The 17,953-nt window shown below is 36.2% G+C and carries 15 protein-coding genes; 6 read left to right on the forward strand and 9 right to left on the reverse strand.

Features of this window, described 5'->3' with window-relative positions; translation table 11 throughout:
- Positions 1 to 114: 114 nt before the first annotated feature.
- From KMW28_RS17365 to KMW28_RS17375, 3 genes are all read right to left on the reverse strand, one after another.
- Complete coding sequence (locus KMW28_RS17365; protein WP_169662900.1) at positions 115 to 987, reverse strand: helix-turn-helix domain-containing protein; 873 nt, start codon at positions 985 to 987, stop codon at positions 115 to 117.
- A gap of 222 nt (positions 988 to 1,209) precedes the next feature.
- The gene (locus tag KMW28_RS17370; RefSeq protein WP_169662901.1) at positions 1,210 to 1,725 is read right to left on the reverse strand and encodes a hypothetical protein; all 516 of its coding nucleotides are present in this window, start codon (positions 1,723 to 1,725) and stop codon (positions 1,210 to 1,212) included.
- Between the two features lie 3 nt (positions 1,726 to 1,728).
- Complete coding sequence (locus KMW28_RS17375; RefSeq protein ID WP_169662902.1) at positions 1,729 to 2,499, reverse strand: hypothetical protein; 771 nt, start codon at positions 2,497 to 2,499, stop codon at positions 1,729 to 1,731.
- Between the two features lie 202 nt (positions 2,500 to 2,701).
- Between KMW28_RS17375 and KMW28_RS17380 the strand changes: the two genes are divergently transcribed.
- Positions 2,702 to 4,060 (forward strand): serine hydrolase domain-containing protein, encoded by a 1,359-nt coding sequence (locus KMW28_RS17380; protein WP_169662903.1) that lies wholly within the window; start codon positions 2,702 to 2,704, stop codon positions 4,058 to 4,060.
- Positions 4,061 to 4,191: 131 nt separating this feature from the next.
- Here KMW28_RS17380 and KMW28_RS17385 read toward each other — a convergent pair whose 3' ends face one another.
- The 5 genes from KMW28_RS17385 to KMW28_RS17405 form a co-directional block, all read right to left on the reverse strand.
- Entirely contained in the window at positions 4,192 to 5,562 is a 1,371-nt protein-coding gene (locus tag KMW28_RS17385) for a histidine-type phosphatase (protein WP_169662904.1), read from the reverse strand.
- Between the two features lie 82 nt (positions 5,563 to 5,644).
- Positions 5,645 to 7,078, reverse strand: coding sequence for a hypothetical protein (locus KMW28_RS17390; RefSeq protein ID WP_066212394.1), 1,434 nt, complete (start codon positions 7,076 to 7,078; stop codon positions 5,645 to 5,647).
- Between the two features lie 59 nt (positions 7,079 to 7,137).
- On the reverse strand, positions 7,138 to 9,921 hold the full coding sequence (locus KMW28_RS17395) for a TonB-dependent receptor (protein WP_169662905.1): 2,784 nt from the start codon (positions 9,919 to 9,921) through the stop codon (positions 7,138 to 7,140).
- 502 nt (positions 9,922 to 10,423) lie between these two features.
- A complete protein-coding gene (locus KMW28_RS17400) occupies positions 10,424 to 11,071 on the reverse strand; it encodes a peroxiredoxin-like family protein (RefSeq protein WP_169662906.1) in 648 nt (215 codons plus the stop codon).
- A 2-nt stretch (positions 11,072 to 11,073) separates the two neighbouring features.
- Positions 11,074 to 11,667, reverse strand: coding sequence for an NAD(P)H-dependent oxidoreductase (locus KMW28_RS17405; RefSeq protein ID WP_169662907.1), 594 nt, complete (start codon positions 11,665 to 11,667; stop codon positions 11,074 to 11,076).
- Positions 11,668 to 11,773: 106 nt separating this feature from the next.
- On the opposite strand from KMW28_RS17405, the gene KMW28_RS17410 reads away from it, so the two are divergent.
- Positions 11,774 to 12,133: a winged helix-turn-helix transcriptional regulator gene (locus KMW28_RS17410; RefSeq protein WP_169662908.1), complete on the forward strand. Its 360-nt coding sequence runs from the start codon at positions 11,774 to 11,776 to the stop codon at positions 12,131 to 12,133.
- Here KMW28_RS17410 and KMW28_RS17415 read toward each other — a convergent pair whose 3' ends face one another.
- Positions 12,134 to 13,120: a helix-turn-helix transcriptional regulator gene (locus KMW28_RS17415; protein WP_169662909.1), complete on the reverse strand. Its 987-nt coding sequence runs from the start codon at positions 13,118 to 13,120 to the stop codon at positions 12,134 to 12,136.
- Between the two features lie 213 nt (positions 13,121 to 13,333).
- Here KMW28_RS17415 and KMW28_RS17420 point away from each other — a divergent pair, with 213 nt between their 5' ends.
- The 4 genes from KMW28_RS17420 to KMW28_RS17435 all read left to right on the forward strand — a co-directional run bounded on the left by KMW28_RS17420 (position 13,334) and on the right by KMW28_RS17435 (position 17,705).
- Entirely contained in the window at positions 13,334 to 13,669 is a 336-nt protein-coding gene (locus tag KMW28_RS17420; protein WP_169662910.1) for an antibiotic biosynthesis monooxygenase family protein, read from the forward strand.
- 256 nt (positions 13,670 to 13,925) lie between these two features.
- Positions 13,926 to 14,897: a linear amide C-N hydrolase gene (locus KMW28_RS17425; protein ID WP_169662911.1), complete on the forward strand. Its 972-nt coding sequence runs from the start codon at positions 13,926 to 13,928 to the stop codon at positions 14,895 to 14,897.
- A 236-nt stretch (positions 14,898 to 15,133) separates the two neighbouring features.
- Positions 15,134 to 16,108 carry a linear amide C-N hydrolase gene (locus KMW28_RS17430; RefSeq protein WP_169662912.1) on the forward strand — a complete coding sequence of 325 codons (975 nt, stop codon included), beginning with the start codon at positions 15,134 to 15,136 and terminating at the stop codon, positions 16,106 to 16,108.
- A 202-nt stretch (positions 16,109 to 16,310) separates the two neighbouring features.
- On the forward strand, positions 16,311 to 17,705 hold the full coding sequence (locus KMW28_RS17435; RefSeq protein ID WP_169662913.1) for a glycoside hydrolase family 30 protein: 1,395 nt from the start codon (positions 16,311 to 16,313) through the stop codon (positions 17,703 to 17,705).
- Positions 17,706 to 17,953 lie beyond the last annotated feature (248 nt).

Below are 17,953 nucleotides of genomic sequence, written 5' to 3' on the forward strand. Positions count from 1 at the left end.
GACTTTTGTATCAGGGTGCTTACATCAACAATATAAATACAAATACTGTAAATGCAAAGGAGGGTATTAAACAGAAAAAACGACTTATAAATAATGGGATAATACTTATAAATTTCAGGATTTTACCATCATATTTCTAAACTCAGTTGGAGTGAGATCAGTATGTTTTTTGAAATAATTAGTAAAGTTGGAAGTTTCATCAAATCCTAACTGAAAGGCAATTTCCTTAATGGATAAATCTGTATATGACAACAGTCTTTTTAGTTCTAATACAATCCGTTCATCTAATAGTTGTTTTGGTGTTTTCAAAGTGGTTTCTTTCACTGCTAACGATATTTTCTTAGGATCTTCCGTTAGCTCACGAAATACATCACTCACCTTTGTTTTATAACTGATTTTTTCTTCTAATGTTTTATTAAACTTCATGCTAAGACCAACCAATTCAGATTGTTGGAACTTTACAAATCTTCTTTTTTCTTGCTCTATTTTTAAAATAATGGTTTTCAATAAAGCTCTTAAACTCTCTTCGTATTCGAATACCTCCTTATTCTGAAAAGTCTGATAACAGATTTCGACCAACTGATTGATCTCCGGGGTACTATCAAGTAAAAAGGGTTGGATAAGTGTGTTGAAAGTAAGGAAGTCGTACAAATATTTCTGATCCACCTTTTCATGTACCAGAAAATTTGATGTAAATACAATCACATATCCTTTTATGTTTTGCTGCTTTTTAAAGGATTGAATCTGACCAATGATCAATGGAACAATAGAGTTCTTTTTTAATTTTAAATGATTGAAATCTACTTCGTGATCTCCACCTCCTTCGGTCACCAAAATAAATTGATGAAAATCCAGTCGATGCGGATGGAATAGCTTTTCTCCTACTTTATCAAATACATCTTCTATAGGTTCAATATTAAATTCGATGTCTTTGTACCATTGCTTTTTATAATAATGCTTCTGTATTTCCTTTGGATGATTCGTCATTATTAGGTGATAGTTTTTCTAGTGAATTAGTTGGTTAACCTGATGTAGCAAAGATCTATAAAAAGAAAATACTGCTTGGGAATTGAAATCACTTAACTAAAGAATTTTCCAAATTCGTAATTAATTTTCTGATATAAACCGATAGAAATAATATATAAAAAGTCATCGAATCTAAGAAACGATGACTTCACAATAGCTTATAAATGACGCAATTTCACGTCTTTAGTTAATAGGGACGGAAAAGCTAAATCCGGCAGATATACTCTGTTCCTTCCCTTGAAAATCGTGAATATACCCTACTCTCGGACAGATATAACCTAAGTTTCCTACAGGAATAAAATACATGACAAAGGCATCTACATAATCGTTACCTAGTTTAAATGTATCACCTTTTAGAATGTCTTTGGAATAACCACCTCCGAGGCCCCATTGTCTATTTTTGCCAAATAGGTAAGTACCATAAAAAGCGACAGAGCTTTTAAAACTGTCGTTTACTTGAGTACCGCTCTCTAGTTTTGCATATTCTTTTTCCCAGTCGCCAATCACCGACATACCAATCATAAATCGATCGGAAACATAGTGATTATAGTCTGCACTCATTACAAATGAATGAGCGTTTCTTTGTAGCACTCCGGATCCAGAAGTGGTGATCGATAAATACCCTTTAGGGTGATCTTGAGCCAATGAGTTAAAGGCTACAGCCCCTAAAATAAATAGTGTGATAAATAAGTTTTTCATGTTTTAAAAAAAGATAGTTGTTCCTATTCGTACTGTATTACCATATTTTTCGTGAGCCATATGGAAAAGCTGTAATTGTACTTTCTTACTGATGAAATAGTTGAATTGTGTCTCTAAAGCAGTAGAGACCTCTGGGTTTCTGAAATCGGGCATCTGCCAGATTGGAGTGATTCTCATGAAGCTTTTATCACCAAATTTAATGGGTGTGATAACTTGGAAACTAGCTCCATGACTTACGGCCCCCGTAGTCATATGATGTCGGTATTGATAAGAAACAATAGGGAAAAACTGTATCCAATCCGTAGCAATAACACCTACTAAAACACCTGGAGAGATCATCCATCGATCACTTCCAATACCTGTCTGACCTGGCACAAAAACATCTACAGAGTAACCAAATGCTCCTAATGTTTTTTCATAATTCTTATGTGTCACATGGAAAAATCGAGCTCTTACATCTCCAATTCCATAAGATCGTTGTCCTGTTTCTTTATTTTCGGTAGAGAAGACGGGCAATTCTACACTATATAGAATATTGCTTCCTACGGTGCCATTGTAAATTAGTCGAGCACCTACCCTGCCGTCTTCATTAGATTCTACCACCGCATTTAACCTTCGGTAGAGATTGGTAGGTTTTGAGTTATCTATCTTTTCTTCCTCTTGAGCGTAGCTTTTATTTTGTAACAATAATAAAGGAATAAAAAGAAATAAAAGTGTGGTAGGCCAACGCCTACTTCCATAGGCATGCCTAGGGTTGATGTTAAATAAGATCATATTTGTATTCGTTTTTTCGTACCTCACTTTTACAAGGGATGATAATAATGTAAAACCCTATTAACGGCATCAAAAAAATTTAAACTCAAACAATCTTCCTTAAGACATTTACAATTTTGTAAAAAATTATCCCTCGATATAGGGGTTTCATTTTGCTTTTGCCCTACTAAGGGTGAATCATCAATTACAAAAAAGTACGAATATGAAAAAGCACGTAAAATCTATCGGTTTCATTGCATCAGCAGTTACTTCATTATTTATTCTTAATGCTAGCTTTAAAGGTGTTGATCCAAAAGTAGAAACTAAACCAACACTTCAATACGAAAAATATGCTACCGCTAAGGAAATTGGTTTAATGGAAGGTTTTCCTACAGCAGTAGAAAAACAAGTCACAAAAAAGAATGCTTTATTAACTCCCCCATACAATAGATGGTCGTATTTACATATGAGAGAAATCTACCCTTCAGCTCCAATTAAAGCCGCAGAAAAAGGTGTCGATTTAAAATCGAATATTGATATGAGCTTAGATGATATCCAAGTCATTCACCCTGAAACTGAAGAGCACATTTCTATGGATACTTTCCTAAAACACACCTATACAGATGCCCTAGTGGTGGTAAAGGGTGATCAAATTGTCTACGAAAGATACGATAACGAAATGCATCCCAATCAACCTCATCAAATGATGTCGGTAACCAAATCTTTTGGTGGATTGTTAGGTTTAATGGCTGTTGAGGAAGGTAAACTATCGGAACAAGATTTAGTCTTCGATTATATTCCAGAGTTAAAGAAAGCTTCTGCTTTTTCTGAGGCTACTTTTCAACATGTGTTGGATATGACCAACTCTATGGATTTCACAGAAGATTATGCTGATCCTTACTCAGGCATCCGTCAGTATGGAGCTGTTTTGGGTTGGACAGAAAAAGTAGATGGAGTTGAATACAAAGATAATTTATACGATTACTTAGAGACGCTTCAAATTCACAATGGTTTACCTCATGGTAAAGAGTTTCATTACAACACGCCTAAAACGGATGTGGTCAACTGGGTAACGAACCGTGTAAACAATCAATCGTTTCAAGAAGCAATGCATGATCAATTATGGTCGAAAGTAGGTACTGAAGGCGATACCTATGTGTTGTTAGACAACAATGCTACTTTAGTTGCCGGAGGTGGTTTAAACGCTACTCCATATAACTTGGCTCGTTTTGCAACGATGATGATTAACGATGGTAAATTTAACGGTCAACAAGTAGTTGCTCCATCAATCATCAAAAAATTGCAGGAAGGCGGTAACATCAAAGCGTTTGATAACGGTTCGGAATCTCATGATCTTGTGATGCCAAAAGGCGAATGGAGTTATAGAGCTCAGTGGTGGATCAAACATACAAAAGGTCAGGAAGCAGTAATGGCAATCGGTATTCACGGTCAATGGATATACCTTGATATCGAACACCAAATTGCCATTATCAAACAATCTTCTCAACCTATATCTAAAGATGATGTCTTGAATGCGATGGACTTGAATGGTTTTTATGCTATCGTCAATCACTTAAAATAATACACATTCACTATAACTTTAATAGAAGAAAGAAGGCTGATACAAAATTGTATCAGCCTCTTTAGTTAAAAAAAACTATACCTAGACGGTATAACGCTAAAAAAACCAAGATCTAAAAACAGCTAATTTCATTATAGCTGAAGTAACATCTTTTTATAATTGGTGTCTTTGTAGTCCACATCATAATTAGCTACCAATGTTTTTACATAGTCGCTATAGTCTTTCCATAGAAAAGTACCTTTCGATTTCGAATCGATTGGTAATGAAGCCGGTTGTTCGTTGAATCGAAGGTGAATATATTTCTCACCATCAATCTCTAAGACAAACCATTGAATATTGGTTCCCATCGATGCCCATTTCGAAGCTCTCCAACTTCCTTTTTTCAACTCGTCTTGCGCTTCGTTACAGTCATTGATATTCAATAAAGTGATTAACGGCAAAGTCGTTTCTGCATGAGCAAAATTTAAATATCCACTTTTATTTTGTTCTCCATTTACCGCCTTTTCTAGCTCCAATGTAACTTTCGATAAAAGTGATACCGCATTGGAATAACTCATCGACTCCCCTTCGAAACCCGGTCCTTTTTGATAAAAAGCTTTTATATCTGCCAAATAAGATAAAGTCGACTTTTCTGATATCGTAAAGATGTTATCTAATTTTGGCTGCAATTGTGGTGTAAAAGCTTTGGAGATTTTATAACATTCAAATAAGCTGTTGATAAAATCTTTTGAGTGATACATAGTGTAACCACCTTCTGTTGGAATCGGCTCAAAATCCTCGCTTTTTAAATGTAAGACAAATTCTTTATCAAATAGTTTGTTCAGAATTCTGTCTTCCATTTCTTGCATACTTTTACTATTCCATACCTCGTTGTACTGAGCCTCCCATCCTTTTTCTTTTAAATACATCGAATAACTTGGCGTTGATTTATGGAAGCGTAATAAATAATCCGACCCTTTTTTGCCATTATACAATTCGATATTTAAACTATTCTTTTTATTCAAGCCACTTAAAAAATTGTCTCTAGAATCTTGCGTTCTTTCTTTGTAAGTGGCATTGGCTTGTATGTCTCTGTTTTCATCAAAGAATTGAGGATTGAGCTGATACATACGTTCGCCCATACCTTTCAATTCATTCTTACCTGTCGTAGTCAATAATCCGTAGTTCCCTTTTTGAAGTTCAATCAATTTATTGATTTGAACATACAACACTCTTCCTTCTCGAGTGAGGGAATTTTGTTTTTTAGCTTGCTTTAGTAAAGTCCAAACGGCAATATCATCTTTCTGAGAGCTCATAAACCTAGAACCATGTCTGTTTACTGTACTCACAAATAATAACTTGCTATTGTATGGCAGAGGGGTAATTTTTTCTGGTGATAGGTACTGCTGCTTAGAACCTAAATAGGGATTAAATTGATCTGTTTCTTGATAGGCAATATGTTTCTGACACGAAAACAATAAACCAATAATAAATAGTGTAAGTAAGGAAGTCTTTTGTTTCATTCTCATTTCAGGTTTAAAACTGCCCATACCAAAAGATATGGGCAGATATTATCATAATACTAAAAACTTGAAAATATGTCTCTTAGTTTGATCCAAATGCACCCACTGTTGCTGATGGTTGAGGACGATTTACTGTCACTTCACCAACTTGAGTAACTACTTGAGGAATCAATAAAGTTTCGTCGTCTGTTCCGAAATCAACACCTGGAGAAGTTGACTTTAAACGGAAGTCCATCTGTTTGTAATCCAATTCTTGTGAAGGAGTACCATCTACATTTGGAGTTACATCTGCAAACTCTGCAAATTGAGGATCTTCTAATTCGTCTGTCCACTCGTTTACACCTGCTTCTGTAAAGAAGTTACAAGTACCTTTGAATACTCTCCAGAATGTTTCATGACCTACGTGAGTATCATCTTCCTCTCCGTCGTATGGTTGGATACCGTGGTGAGGTAAGTAACCATTACCTTGTGTAGCGTTAGACTCTACATGACCGAAGTAGTAGTTACCTTTTACGATTGTATTTTCACCTGCGATATCTGTAGATGGATCTACTTTAGTACCAAATTTAGAGTTAACAATAAGGTTGTTTAAGATACGACCTTTGGCATTTTTCTCGATGTTGATCGATCCGCCTCTTTCGCCATCACGTCTCCATCCACAGTATGCCATTGTATTGTTATACATATTTACGTTTGTCTGAGAGTCTGAACCTGTTGGCTTAGAGTTGTTGATTTTGATACCGTTTGTTGCTGCTGAGTACATCAAGTTGAAACCACAGTCACCTACAGTACCTTGCTTGAAGTTAAATGCTTCGTCTTCTGTTGTACCTGCATAAGCTACCGTGTTATGGAATAAGGCAATCTGACCTCTTTCGATATAAATGGCATCTCCACCTGAGTGCTCTACAGTACAGTTCTCCATATACAACTTACCTTTGTTGTTGTTGAAGAATACTGAATATCCCAACTCACCTGGCTCTAATTTATCTACTCTTACTGCTTCTGAGTTTTCGTTCATTGGACCACCTGCGTATTGGATTGTTACGTAAGTCATACCAATTTCTTGATCAGGACGCTCGCTACCTTCTGGTACCTCTGCACCGTTAATACCACCCCAGTTTACAGTACCGTACTGGAAGAATTCTGGTTGTGCTTCAGGTAATGTGAAAAGGATTGGGGCTGCTTCTGTACCCCATGCAAACATATTACCGTGGATAACGATTTCTGGGTTATTGTAAGGGCTTACCCAAACTGTAACACCTTCTTCGATCGTTAATGTCGTACCCGGTCTCATGTTTAGGTTAGCTTCTAACCAATACTCGTTTCCTTTTTCTAAAGTAAGGTCTTCTTCCATATTACCACCAATTCGGATAGATCCTTCTGGCTGACCTTCGTTAATTGGTCTATCTGTATCATTTCCTGATTCAACTTCTTCTTTGTTACAAGAAGTAGCGAAGAATGCACCTGATACAAGCATTGTTAATGCTAATAATCTTAGTAATAAATTACGTTTCATGATTTTGGTTTTAATATTTAATTAAGTTGTAGTTCAATAATGGTTGCTTCTGTTGAAGCTTAAAAATTATATTTAAGACCCACTAAAAATTGGCGTCTGTAAAAATCTTGACGGACTAACACATTGTCTCCTTCGTTCCCTTGTTTAGGATAGAAAGACTGTGCGTAAGTTATCGGCTGACGAATCTCTACCTCATAAGCATTGTCTAATAAGTTGTACACTTTTAGGTAGATCAACGTGCTTTTATTGATTCTCTTCTCTGCTGAGAAGTCCATTTGGAAGAATCCTTTTTGCCACATATCGTTTCCGTAGAATGCCGATAAACTGTGGATTCTATCGCCTGTATACACAGTAGCCAATTGCATATCGATACCTTTTTCTGAATTCTTATATAAGAAGGATAAGTTCGCGATATGTGCTGCCTGACCTTGCAACGGACGGTCTTCTAAAGCCGACTTGATAACGATGTCTGAAGTTTCATCACCTGGTATTTCTCTCTCGTAGTAGGCCTTTTCTGTAGTTACTCTGGAGTGAGTGTAGGTGTAGTTGGCACTAATACCGAACTTGTTAAAGTACTTCACCACATCAATCTCAATACCCATATTTTCAGCATCACCATAATTATCTGGCATAATGTATCCCGCTTCTCTGTTTAAAGAGTATTCAATTGGATTGTGTAACTTTTTGTAGAAACCACCGATCATAAACTTGTCCATTCCTCTTGGGAAAAATTCGTAACGAAGGTCGAGGTTATGACCGATGGTTCTTTCTACATTTGGATTACCCATTTCCGTCCAATCGTCTTCTGTATCTCCATTCTGAATTGGTACAAACTCAGAGAAACCAGGTCGTATTACCGATTTAAAATAGGACGCTCTTAAGTTAGCTTTCGGGTTGAGCATATATTTGAAATGTAAACTTGGTAGGAAGTCAACATATGTCTGACTCATTTCGTCCAAGCCTGCATCTGCTAGATCATTTGTCGGCTGAGGCAAGAAATATCCAATGTCGGTATGTTCCATACGAACACCACCCACTACCTCTAGCTTCTGATCGAAGTTTAATTTAAACTGACCATACGCTGCCGTGATATTTTCGTGAGATGTATATCGGTTTGGAGAGTAGTTTACCCCTGTAGGGTTTTCCAAAATCCAGTTAACATCTGTGATATCGTTCCAGTCTTCTCCTTTTACTAAAGCACTGTTCCCTGCGTTAAAACGGTAATTTTCAAAATCGTTACTTCTGTTTTTGAACCTTACCAAACCACCTGCTTTAAATTCTGAATCGTACACAAAGTTCAATTCAGGAGAGAAAGTAAAGTTGGTATAAAAAGCCAAGTCCTGATCGTCGTTATAATCCCATCTTCTGGTAAGGGCCGATCTACCTGCAATACGTTCTGGAGCATGTTCCCAATTTGTCATACTTCCCGATCGAGTAAACTTTGCGTTATCAGGAACATTGTTCGATGCTTTAGAGTACACTGCCGACCAATCTGCTTTCATCCAAGTATTCAAATGGTGAGTACCTTTCAGCGTAGAGTTAAAGATCTGTTGGATAGTCGAACGGTAACGAGTAATGTAACTCATTTCTCCTGCATTACCATTAATCGGATCGTAGCTACCCCAAGTACGTGTTCTTGTTACATCACGCACCTGATCGTTACTTAAATACACATAAGCATTGTACCAATCGATGTTGTGATTTGCATTGATTCTATAATCCATTTTTGCATGCAAACCTGCTCTTCTTTGCAATTGATAGTAATTTCTATCTTCCATATTATCCAAAGAAGTCGAACCATCTGATAACATACCCGTACTAAACCAAGTACTGTTAGATCCTCTTGCTGTTTGTTGATAGCTACCTGCAACGATAACTCCAATTTTATCATCAGCAAATCGGTTACCTATTGATAAGCCACCTACAATATTAGGAACATAGTTCTTATAATTATTCACTAAATGATTCACAGAAAAATCACCTGCTTGAGCGTTATTCACTCCATTCCAACTTGGTGGTGTGTTCATGTTACCTGAAGTATTCCAAGACATAAACGGATTACCATCACCAAATAAAAAGTTATTACCAATAGAAAGGTTTAGTTGTCCTGAGTAACTTTCTGGAGCGTCTTTCATCTCCATATTAATTACACCACCTACGGCATCACCTTCCATATCTGGAGTTAATGCTTTGGTCACTTCCAAGCGATCTAAAAGGTCTGAAGGAAATAAATCTAATGGCACATAACGGTTTTTATTATCTGGAGAAGGGATTTTCACACCATTCACCAATGTATAATTATAACGTTTGTCCATACCACGAACAATGGCAAACTGACCATCGCCAGAATTGTTTCTTTCTAAAGATACACCTGCTACACGCTGCACTACATTGGCCACGTTTAAATCTGGAGATAATTCGATATCCTGAGCGGACATCACAGTCATTACTTGAGACGACATTTGTTCTGTGGCACGAGCACTTTCAGAAGTTTTACGCTCTCTTGCACCATAAACAACTGCTTCATCTAATTGGACAGCGTCTAACTCAAGTATTAACTCTAATGAGACTGTTTCATTATTTACAGCTACTTCTCTTTGGAGTGTTTTATACCCCATGTATTGTATCTGTATAATATAGTTTCCATTGTCTACATTATTCATACTAAACTTTCCATCCATGCCTACTACCGATTGAGTATGACTTGGTTCGAGTGTTACTACAGCACCAATTAATGGCTCTCCATCCGCTCCGAATGCCGATCCTTTAATTACTCCTGCTAGTGTGTTCAAAGAAAAGTAAGTGATGAATAGCAACGATAGTAGTACTATTCTTTTCATCATTAATTAGTTGGTTGGTTTTGTTTTTTAGCATTGCAAAAGTAGGCACCATAAATCACATGAATTTTAGTAGAAAATGAATCTTAGATGAAAAATCAACACCATTCTACACAATGTTCTCAACATAGAATTAAGTTTGTTAATGTTAAAACGTCTATTCGTTATAGGTAAGTTGCTGATTTCAGGAGGGATTGTATATTACGGTATGTTATGGGTATGTTAAGGTGTTAATATAAGGGGGAGTTAGGAGTGAGGAATTAGGAAGTAGGAGATTCTGAATTGACGCTGGGATTTGAAAGTAAGAGGGAAAATGTAAGAGGTAAGGGCTTCTATCTTGCCCGAATTCATTCGGGTAAGAGATCCACTTTAAAAACCCATGGTTTCAACCATGGGGAAAAGTAAGGGACGAGGAAAAGTATGGTACAACGTATATATCTTTCCATACAAAAAAAAAGCACCGAACTCTCGCCCGATGCTTCTTACTCTATCACGATGATCAATTCATCTATATTGTTTTCAACACTCCTTCCAATACTTCTGGATCAGGACGTTTAGTGTAATCAATTGAATACTCAGCGTATTTGATGATACCGTCTGTGCCGATGATGAATCTTGCAGGGACAGGTAGTGTCCAAGAATCATCACCATTATAAGATGGAAGATGAATGTTGAAGGTATTATCATATAAATCTTTCAGAGCACCTTCCATTGTCCAACGAAGACCAAATTCGGCAGCTACATCATTTCCTTTATCAGATAGTAGGTCGAAATCCAAACGTTGACGATCGATGATCTCTTGGTTTTTCTCTGCTATCTGAGGTGAAATGCTGATCAGCTTTGCATTGTACTTCTCTAATTCTTTTTGATAACGTTTTAGATATCCTAAATCGGTGTTACAGTAAGGACACCATACCCCTCTGTAGAAAGTAACAACAGCGGGACCGTCTTTAATTAGTTCTGATAAAGCAACTAGTTTACCATCTTGGTTGGGAAGAGAAAATTCCGGTGCTTTATCACCTTCTTTAAGAATTTGCTCTCCAATACCTGAAGCAATGAGATCAGCTGTTGCTTGGTGCATTACTGATGTGAATTCTGAAGGCATTTTACCTTCAATTTGATCTTTTAAGCGGGCTAATGCGTCTGAAAGTTTCATAATTAGATTTTTGAAATGAATTCTTGTTGAATATGTTGTTCGAAACGTGCTAAATCATTATCGATTTCTGGGTTCTTCATGACATCGTAACTGAAAAATGTCTTTAAAGGTTTTAAACCAAACCATTTAAAGTTAAGATGCATTGGTAGTAGTAAATCGTCTTCGCTAATACCATCAAAGAATGTTTCGCTTTTATTATTGAAAGCCTCTTTTGGAGCATTGGCTGATACTGAAATCATGTACTTGCCATCAAGTAAGCCTCCCAATCCATAATTTTTCTTTGGCGCTTCTTCTTTACGACCATCACCATTTGATAATTTACCCATCATTCCGGCTGTAAATACATCGTCCATATATTTCTTGAAAGACCATGTAACACCCATCCAGTTTAAAGGTGTCTGAAGAAACACAACATCTGCCCAAAGGAATTTCTCAACTTCCTCTTCAACATCATATGCTTCTTGAGCATTGGTCATCTTTACCTCAAACTCTTCTCCCTCAAACATTGATACTGCTTTATCGATAAACGTTTTTGTCAATTTCCCCTCCGAAAATGGGTAATATTGATGACCGTTAATAACTAATACTTTCTTCATTTTTTCTTTTGTTTTATATTTGTTACGCAAAGAGACTAATATTAGTTTAAAAAAGAAACTATTAGTTGATTTACTCGTAAAAATAGTGGTAACAAAAAGGTAACCTATGGCCAGAAAGATTATAGAAAACCCCAATATGTGCTCATTAGTGTTTGCAATGAACCTAATTGGAGGAAAATGGAAACCGATCATCATTTACTTATTAGCCAACGGTAGTATGCGATTTGGTAAGTTATTGATGTTTATTCCTAGTATCTCTAAAAAGGTACTTACAGACCAATTAAAGGAATTAGTCGAAGATGGGTTGATCATTAGAGAAGAGTTTAAAGAATTGCCTCCAAGAGTAGAATATTCTCTTTCAGAAAAAGGTGAAGGGCTGCTTCCTATATTAAAATCCCTAAGCGAATGGACTGTAGATACTTTTGAAGAAGAGGGTTTCGAAAAGTGTCGTATTGTGACGTTATAATCAACTCAAATAATCCATATGCTTCCCTTTTAATGCTGAAGGTGCATATCCAAAGTGATTTTTAAAGGAAGAACTCATATGCCCAACATGACTGAAATTAAGATCTATGGCAATTTCTGTAAGGCTCTTATTTGTGTAGACAATTTGTCTATGGGCTTCTTCCAATTTCTGCTGATTATAGAATTGAAGAATGGGTTTATCGAATATCGATTTAAATAGACGGTTAAGTTTGGAAACGCTCATACCGTATTTATCACTTAACTCTGTGAGGTTCGGAATTACTGTAAAGTCAGATAGATGCGTATCTCTCAATTCTAACATCAGCTTTAAATCTTCTGGATGAATACTGCTTTTAAATTTATCTGCATCATTTTCAATCTTACCTTTTAGCAATTCGACAATCTCCATCGCTTTAGTAAAAAAGAAGGTATGCTTTCTATGTTTTTTATCTAAGTTTTTGATTAATGCCCTTACTCTACTTTCAATCTCTGCATTCTGAGAATAGTAATTGATCCATGGACTATCGTTCTCAAAAAGTTCTTTTAGTTTATATTTTTTATTGCCTGCAAACTTTCTGAAGAAGTTTAACGAAAAACGAATTGAAACCCATTGACTCCATTCTCCAGCTGGAAATTCAAAATCGTGTATTTGGGTGGAGTTCAAAATTAATATACCCGCATTATTAAATTTCTTAACTGTTCCATTACTTTTATAAGTAGCCCCTAATCCTAAACGAATAGTGATGGTTTTTTCTTTTGATAAACTAGAGTGTCTAGTCGTTATTGACCGATCAGACTCCATTCCCAAAATGGCAATAATAAACTCATTTAAGAATTCGAAAGAATAGGCTTCTATTTTACACCAATCGGTTTTAATCTTAAGTTCTTGTCCATCCCAAGTTCCACCTAATTCTTTAGCAAACTGTGCATAAGCATCGTGAGGATGTGCTCCATGTGGATCAAAAACATATTTTTCTTTATCCTTCATTCTGATTGATATTGAGCTTAAGAGTTTATTATAACAATGTGATTATTCTAATTTAAGAAACTCAAAAAAACTCTTCAAATATATTTATTGGTACAAGTAAATATTTGATTTAAAGAATTTGATCAGAATGTGTAAACGGTGTACCAAATCTTACTAATCATTCCTTATTCCAATCTTTAGTTTTGTGGCATAATCATTTAAATAAATAATATTATGGTGAACGAAAAACTAATTAATTTCTGGTCAAAGTTAGAAGTAAAAGTATTGAATGCCTCCGCAAAAGAAGTGGCAGATTATCATACACAGCATCGTGCTATTGAAGAATGTGCCGATACTATTGATGGTTTCCAATACGGTGAATTAATGCTTTCTGTAAATGATGATTCCAAACTAATCGTTATCTGCGGTTGGAATTCGGAAGAAGACTTTGATGAATGGTTGGCAAGTCCAGTAAGAAAAAGACAGACAGAAGACTTAGCAAAACGATTCGATATCATTACCAACGAAAGTAAGTACGATAGCTTTCATCAGGTAAGTCTTAAAAAGTAATATTTTTAGTGTGTTTAAGTAAATCAGTTTTATCCACTGATAAGATCAAGGTGAGTTTTCACTTTGGTCTTTTTTTATATCAAAAAATCGACAGGATTTTAAGTTAACGAAAACGTACAACCTAATGCACAATTCGTGAAACTAGTTCGATATTAAACCAACTACTTTTGTCATGTAATCAATGAGAAAACAATCTTTGCTGCTTGACTTAGCGATTACAAAAATTAATTATTTATCATTTAAAAATAGTACAATTATGTGTTCAAGAATTATTTATGAAACTGGTAACCAAGAGTATATTACAGGACGTGGAATGGACTGGAACGATCCCAACGCACAAACTTCTTTGTGGGTTTTCCCAAGAAACATGAAAAGAGATGGTGACGCCGACGAACATTCAATCCAATGGACTTCAAAGTACGGTTCTATTGTCGCTAGTTTCTACGACATCGCTTCATCTGACGGTATGAACGAAAAAGGATTTATTGTAAATGCTCTTTACTTAGCAGAATCTGAATATGGTGATGTCACAAAAAGTTATAAACCAACACTTTCAGTTGGTGCATGGGTGCAATATTTCTTAGATAACTATGCTTCAGTAGCTGAGGCGGTAGAAGCAATGCAAGATGCTCCTTTTATTATTTCTGCTCCATTATTACCTAACGGAAGAGGAGCAACAGTACATTTATCATTATCTGATTCAACTGGTGATTCTGCCATTCTTGAATACTTAAACAATGGAGAATTAGTGATTCATCATAGTAGAGATTACAAAGTAATGACTAACTCACCAGTATATTCTGAGCAAATAGCCATCAATAAATATTGGGAGCTTATTGGTGGTAGCAAAATGTTGCCGGGTACAATTAGTGCCGCTGACCGTTTTGTAAGATTAAACTACTCGTTGGAATCTTCTCCAAAATATACTGATAAAGATATGGCGACAGCTTCTGTAATTTCACAAATGAGATCTATTGGTGTTCCTCTAGGTATGGAAGACCCTGAGCATCCAAATATCTCTGCCACACTTTGGAGAACAATTGCAGATAATCAAACCAACAGATATTACTTCGAATCTGCTGTGAAACCTTCTATCTTCTGGGTTGACTTGGATAACATCGATTTCGAAAACACTGAGGTGAAAGCTTTAGATTGTTGTTCTGATGCCATTTATGCAGGCGAAGTATCGGAAAGCTTTACTCCAAAAGCAGCATTTCCATTTCTATAATAGAATGTAAGATTTTTATTACATCCTTCTTTCACCCCATTGATGAGTTTTCATTAATGGGGTCTTTTTTTGATGAAAAACGAGTTGCCGATATTTTGTAACTACTTGCTCAAATCTTGAAAATAGTTTGACATCAAACCACCTACTTTTGTATTGTAATCAATCGGAAATAAAGAAAATTACTAAAACTCCACGATTACAAAAATTAATTATTTATCATTCAAAATATTACTATTATGTGTTCAAGAATTATTTATGAAACAGGAAATCAAGAATTTATTGTAGGTCGTGGAATGGACTGGAACGATCCAACAGCACAAACATCTTTATGGATCTACCCTAGAGGTATGAAAAAAGATGGTGGTGTTGGAGAGAATCCTATTCATTGGACATCAAAATATGGATCGATAGCCACTAGTTTTTATAATGCTGGAGCTGCCGACGGAATGAATGAAGCAGGTTTGACAGCAAATATTCTTTACTTAGCAGAATCTAATTATGGTGATGTTGCCACAAGTACTAAACCAACACTTTCTGTAGGTGCTTGGGGACAATACTTCTTAGATAACTTTGCGACAGTAGAAGAAGCTGTAGAAGCTATGCAAGATGTTCCTTTTATTATCTCTGCTCCAATGTTACCAAACGGTAGAGGGGCAACGGTTCACTTATCGATATCAGACCGTTCGGGCGACTCGGCAATTCTTGAATTTTTAGATGGCGAATTGGTGATCAACCACAGTAGAGAATACAGAGTAATGACCAACTCTCCGATTTACTCGGAACAAATCGCAATCGATAAATATTGGAAACTAATTGGAGGTAGTAAAATGCTTCCAGGTACGATTAACGCTGCCGACCGTTTTGTTCGATTGAGCTATGCATTAGAATCATCGCCAAAATATACAGATCATGATATGGCCACTGCATCCGTTATGTCTCAGATGAGAGCAATCGGTGTGCCTTTAGGAATGGAAGATCCCGACCGTCCGAATATTTCTGCCACACTTTGGAGAACAATTTCGGATAATCAAACCAATAGATATTATTTCGAATCGGCTTTAAAACCCTCTATTTTCTGGGTGGATCTCGATAAAGTTGATTTCTCAGAAAATGCAGAAGTGAAAGCTTTGGATTGTGATACAGATGCAATTTATGCAGGCGAAGTATCTAAACATTTCACAAAAGCGACTCCACTTCCTTTCATAAAATAAATTTTCGTAAGTGCATTACTACCTTCTACTCCCCACATCAGATGTTTTCTGGGTGGGGATTTTCTATATTTGATGAGGTCTAAATCTTCCCAAATAGAAGGGAGAAATTCCCATGCTAACTGATGACGAATTCAAAATCTATCATTCCACCAACTTTTTGATGATTTTCGATACTAGATGATTTACAAAAAGTATAAATGAAATGAACAAAAAAATAATAGTACTTATCCTCGCATTTTACTCTTCTCTGGTATCGGCACAAGACCTCAATTCTTTGGAGATGTATTATGTGACTTTAGAACACGGAACAGCCAAACCCCTCCAAAACCTTGAGGTAAAAGACACAGATCAAAAAGTAAAATGGGGACACGAGATTACGATTTATCCCGAAATTGAATATCAAACGATCGAGGGTATTGGAGGTGCTTTTAATGAAATCGGTGGGGAAGCATTATCGAGTTTATCAGAAGAACAACAACAAGAAGTGATGGAAAACCTCTTTCATCCTAACAATGCAGGATTCACTTTTTGTCGTACTGCTATTGGATCAAGTGATTTCGGATTGGATGCCTACAGCTATTCCAACACTACCAACGATCTTGAGATGAAAGATTTCTCCATCGAAAGAGATCAAAAATATGTGCTTCCGTATATCAAAAAAGCACTTGATGTTCAACCGGACTTATTACTTTTCGCCTCACCTTGGTCACCTCCGGCTTGGATGAAAACCAATGCGTCGATGACCGGTCTGACCAAAGCACCGAATCACCTGAAAGAAGATAAAAAAGTATATCAGGCGTATGCCAACTACTTTGTGAAATACATCAAGAGTTATCAACAGGCAGGGGTGAATATCGATCGAATTTGTGTACAAAACGAGAACGATGCCAACACTAAATATCCTAGTTGTGTGATGCCTCCTCAACAAATGATAGAGTTATCCACAAAATACATCTTACCTACTTTCAAAAAGGAAAAAGTAAAAACCAAAGTGTTTGCGGGTACATTTAGAACGGCTGAACAATTGGATTTAATCGAATTCCTTACTTTAAAAGAGGCCGATAAGTTGGCAGGCGTGGGTATCCAATACACAAATCCATCGGTAATGACTGATGCCATTAAAATGAATCCTTCTTTAAAGATGTTCCATACCGAAGGGCATTGTTACAATGGTAAAAACAGTACGGAAGAAGCAGGTCATCGTTTAGAGGAAGTGGCGAAATACATTAACAGTGGCGTTTCCAACTTCTGTTATTGGAATATGATTTTGAATGAAACAACAGAAAGTGGGTGGGATTGGCCTCAAAACTCTCTGATCAATATCGATAGAAAACAAAAAACTGTTCGATACAATCCGGACTATAATGCGATGTACATTATCAGTAAGTTTATCCAACCGGGAGATGTTCGAGTGGCATCAAATAGTCAGCGACCAATGATTACTGTAAAAGATAAATCGGGGAATATGAAGGTGATCATTCAGAATACAGATCAGCAAGAAGCAGTCTATAGAATTCATATCAATGGAAAAACAAAGAAGGTCATTTTACCTCAGCAAAGTATCGTGGCTATGGTGATTTCAAATCAGAAAGTCTGATAGATTTCAACAAAATAGATAGTGAATTATGTTAAAAGTGAGTTTTTTTAAATGATTGTAAATAAAATCACTTTTTAGAACAACGAATACAACACACTCATTTTAAGTGTGTTGTATTTTTTTATTTAAATGATAACCACCCAAATAGCCTTTTTGGTTCAGCATCTTACTTTACCTATGTTTGAATTGCGACTCAGTATTCAATCTATACTCAGTCTGTCAAATGAATGGATTATTACATTGACTAA

It is taken from the genome of Flammeovirga yaeyamensis, assembly GCF_018736045.1.
GTDB classification, from domain to species: domain Bacteria; phylum Bacteroidota; class Bacteroidia; order Cytophagales; family Flammeovirgaceae; genus Flammeovirga; species Flammeovirga yaeyamensis.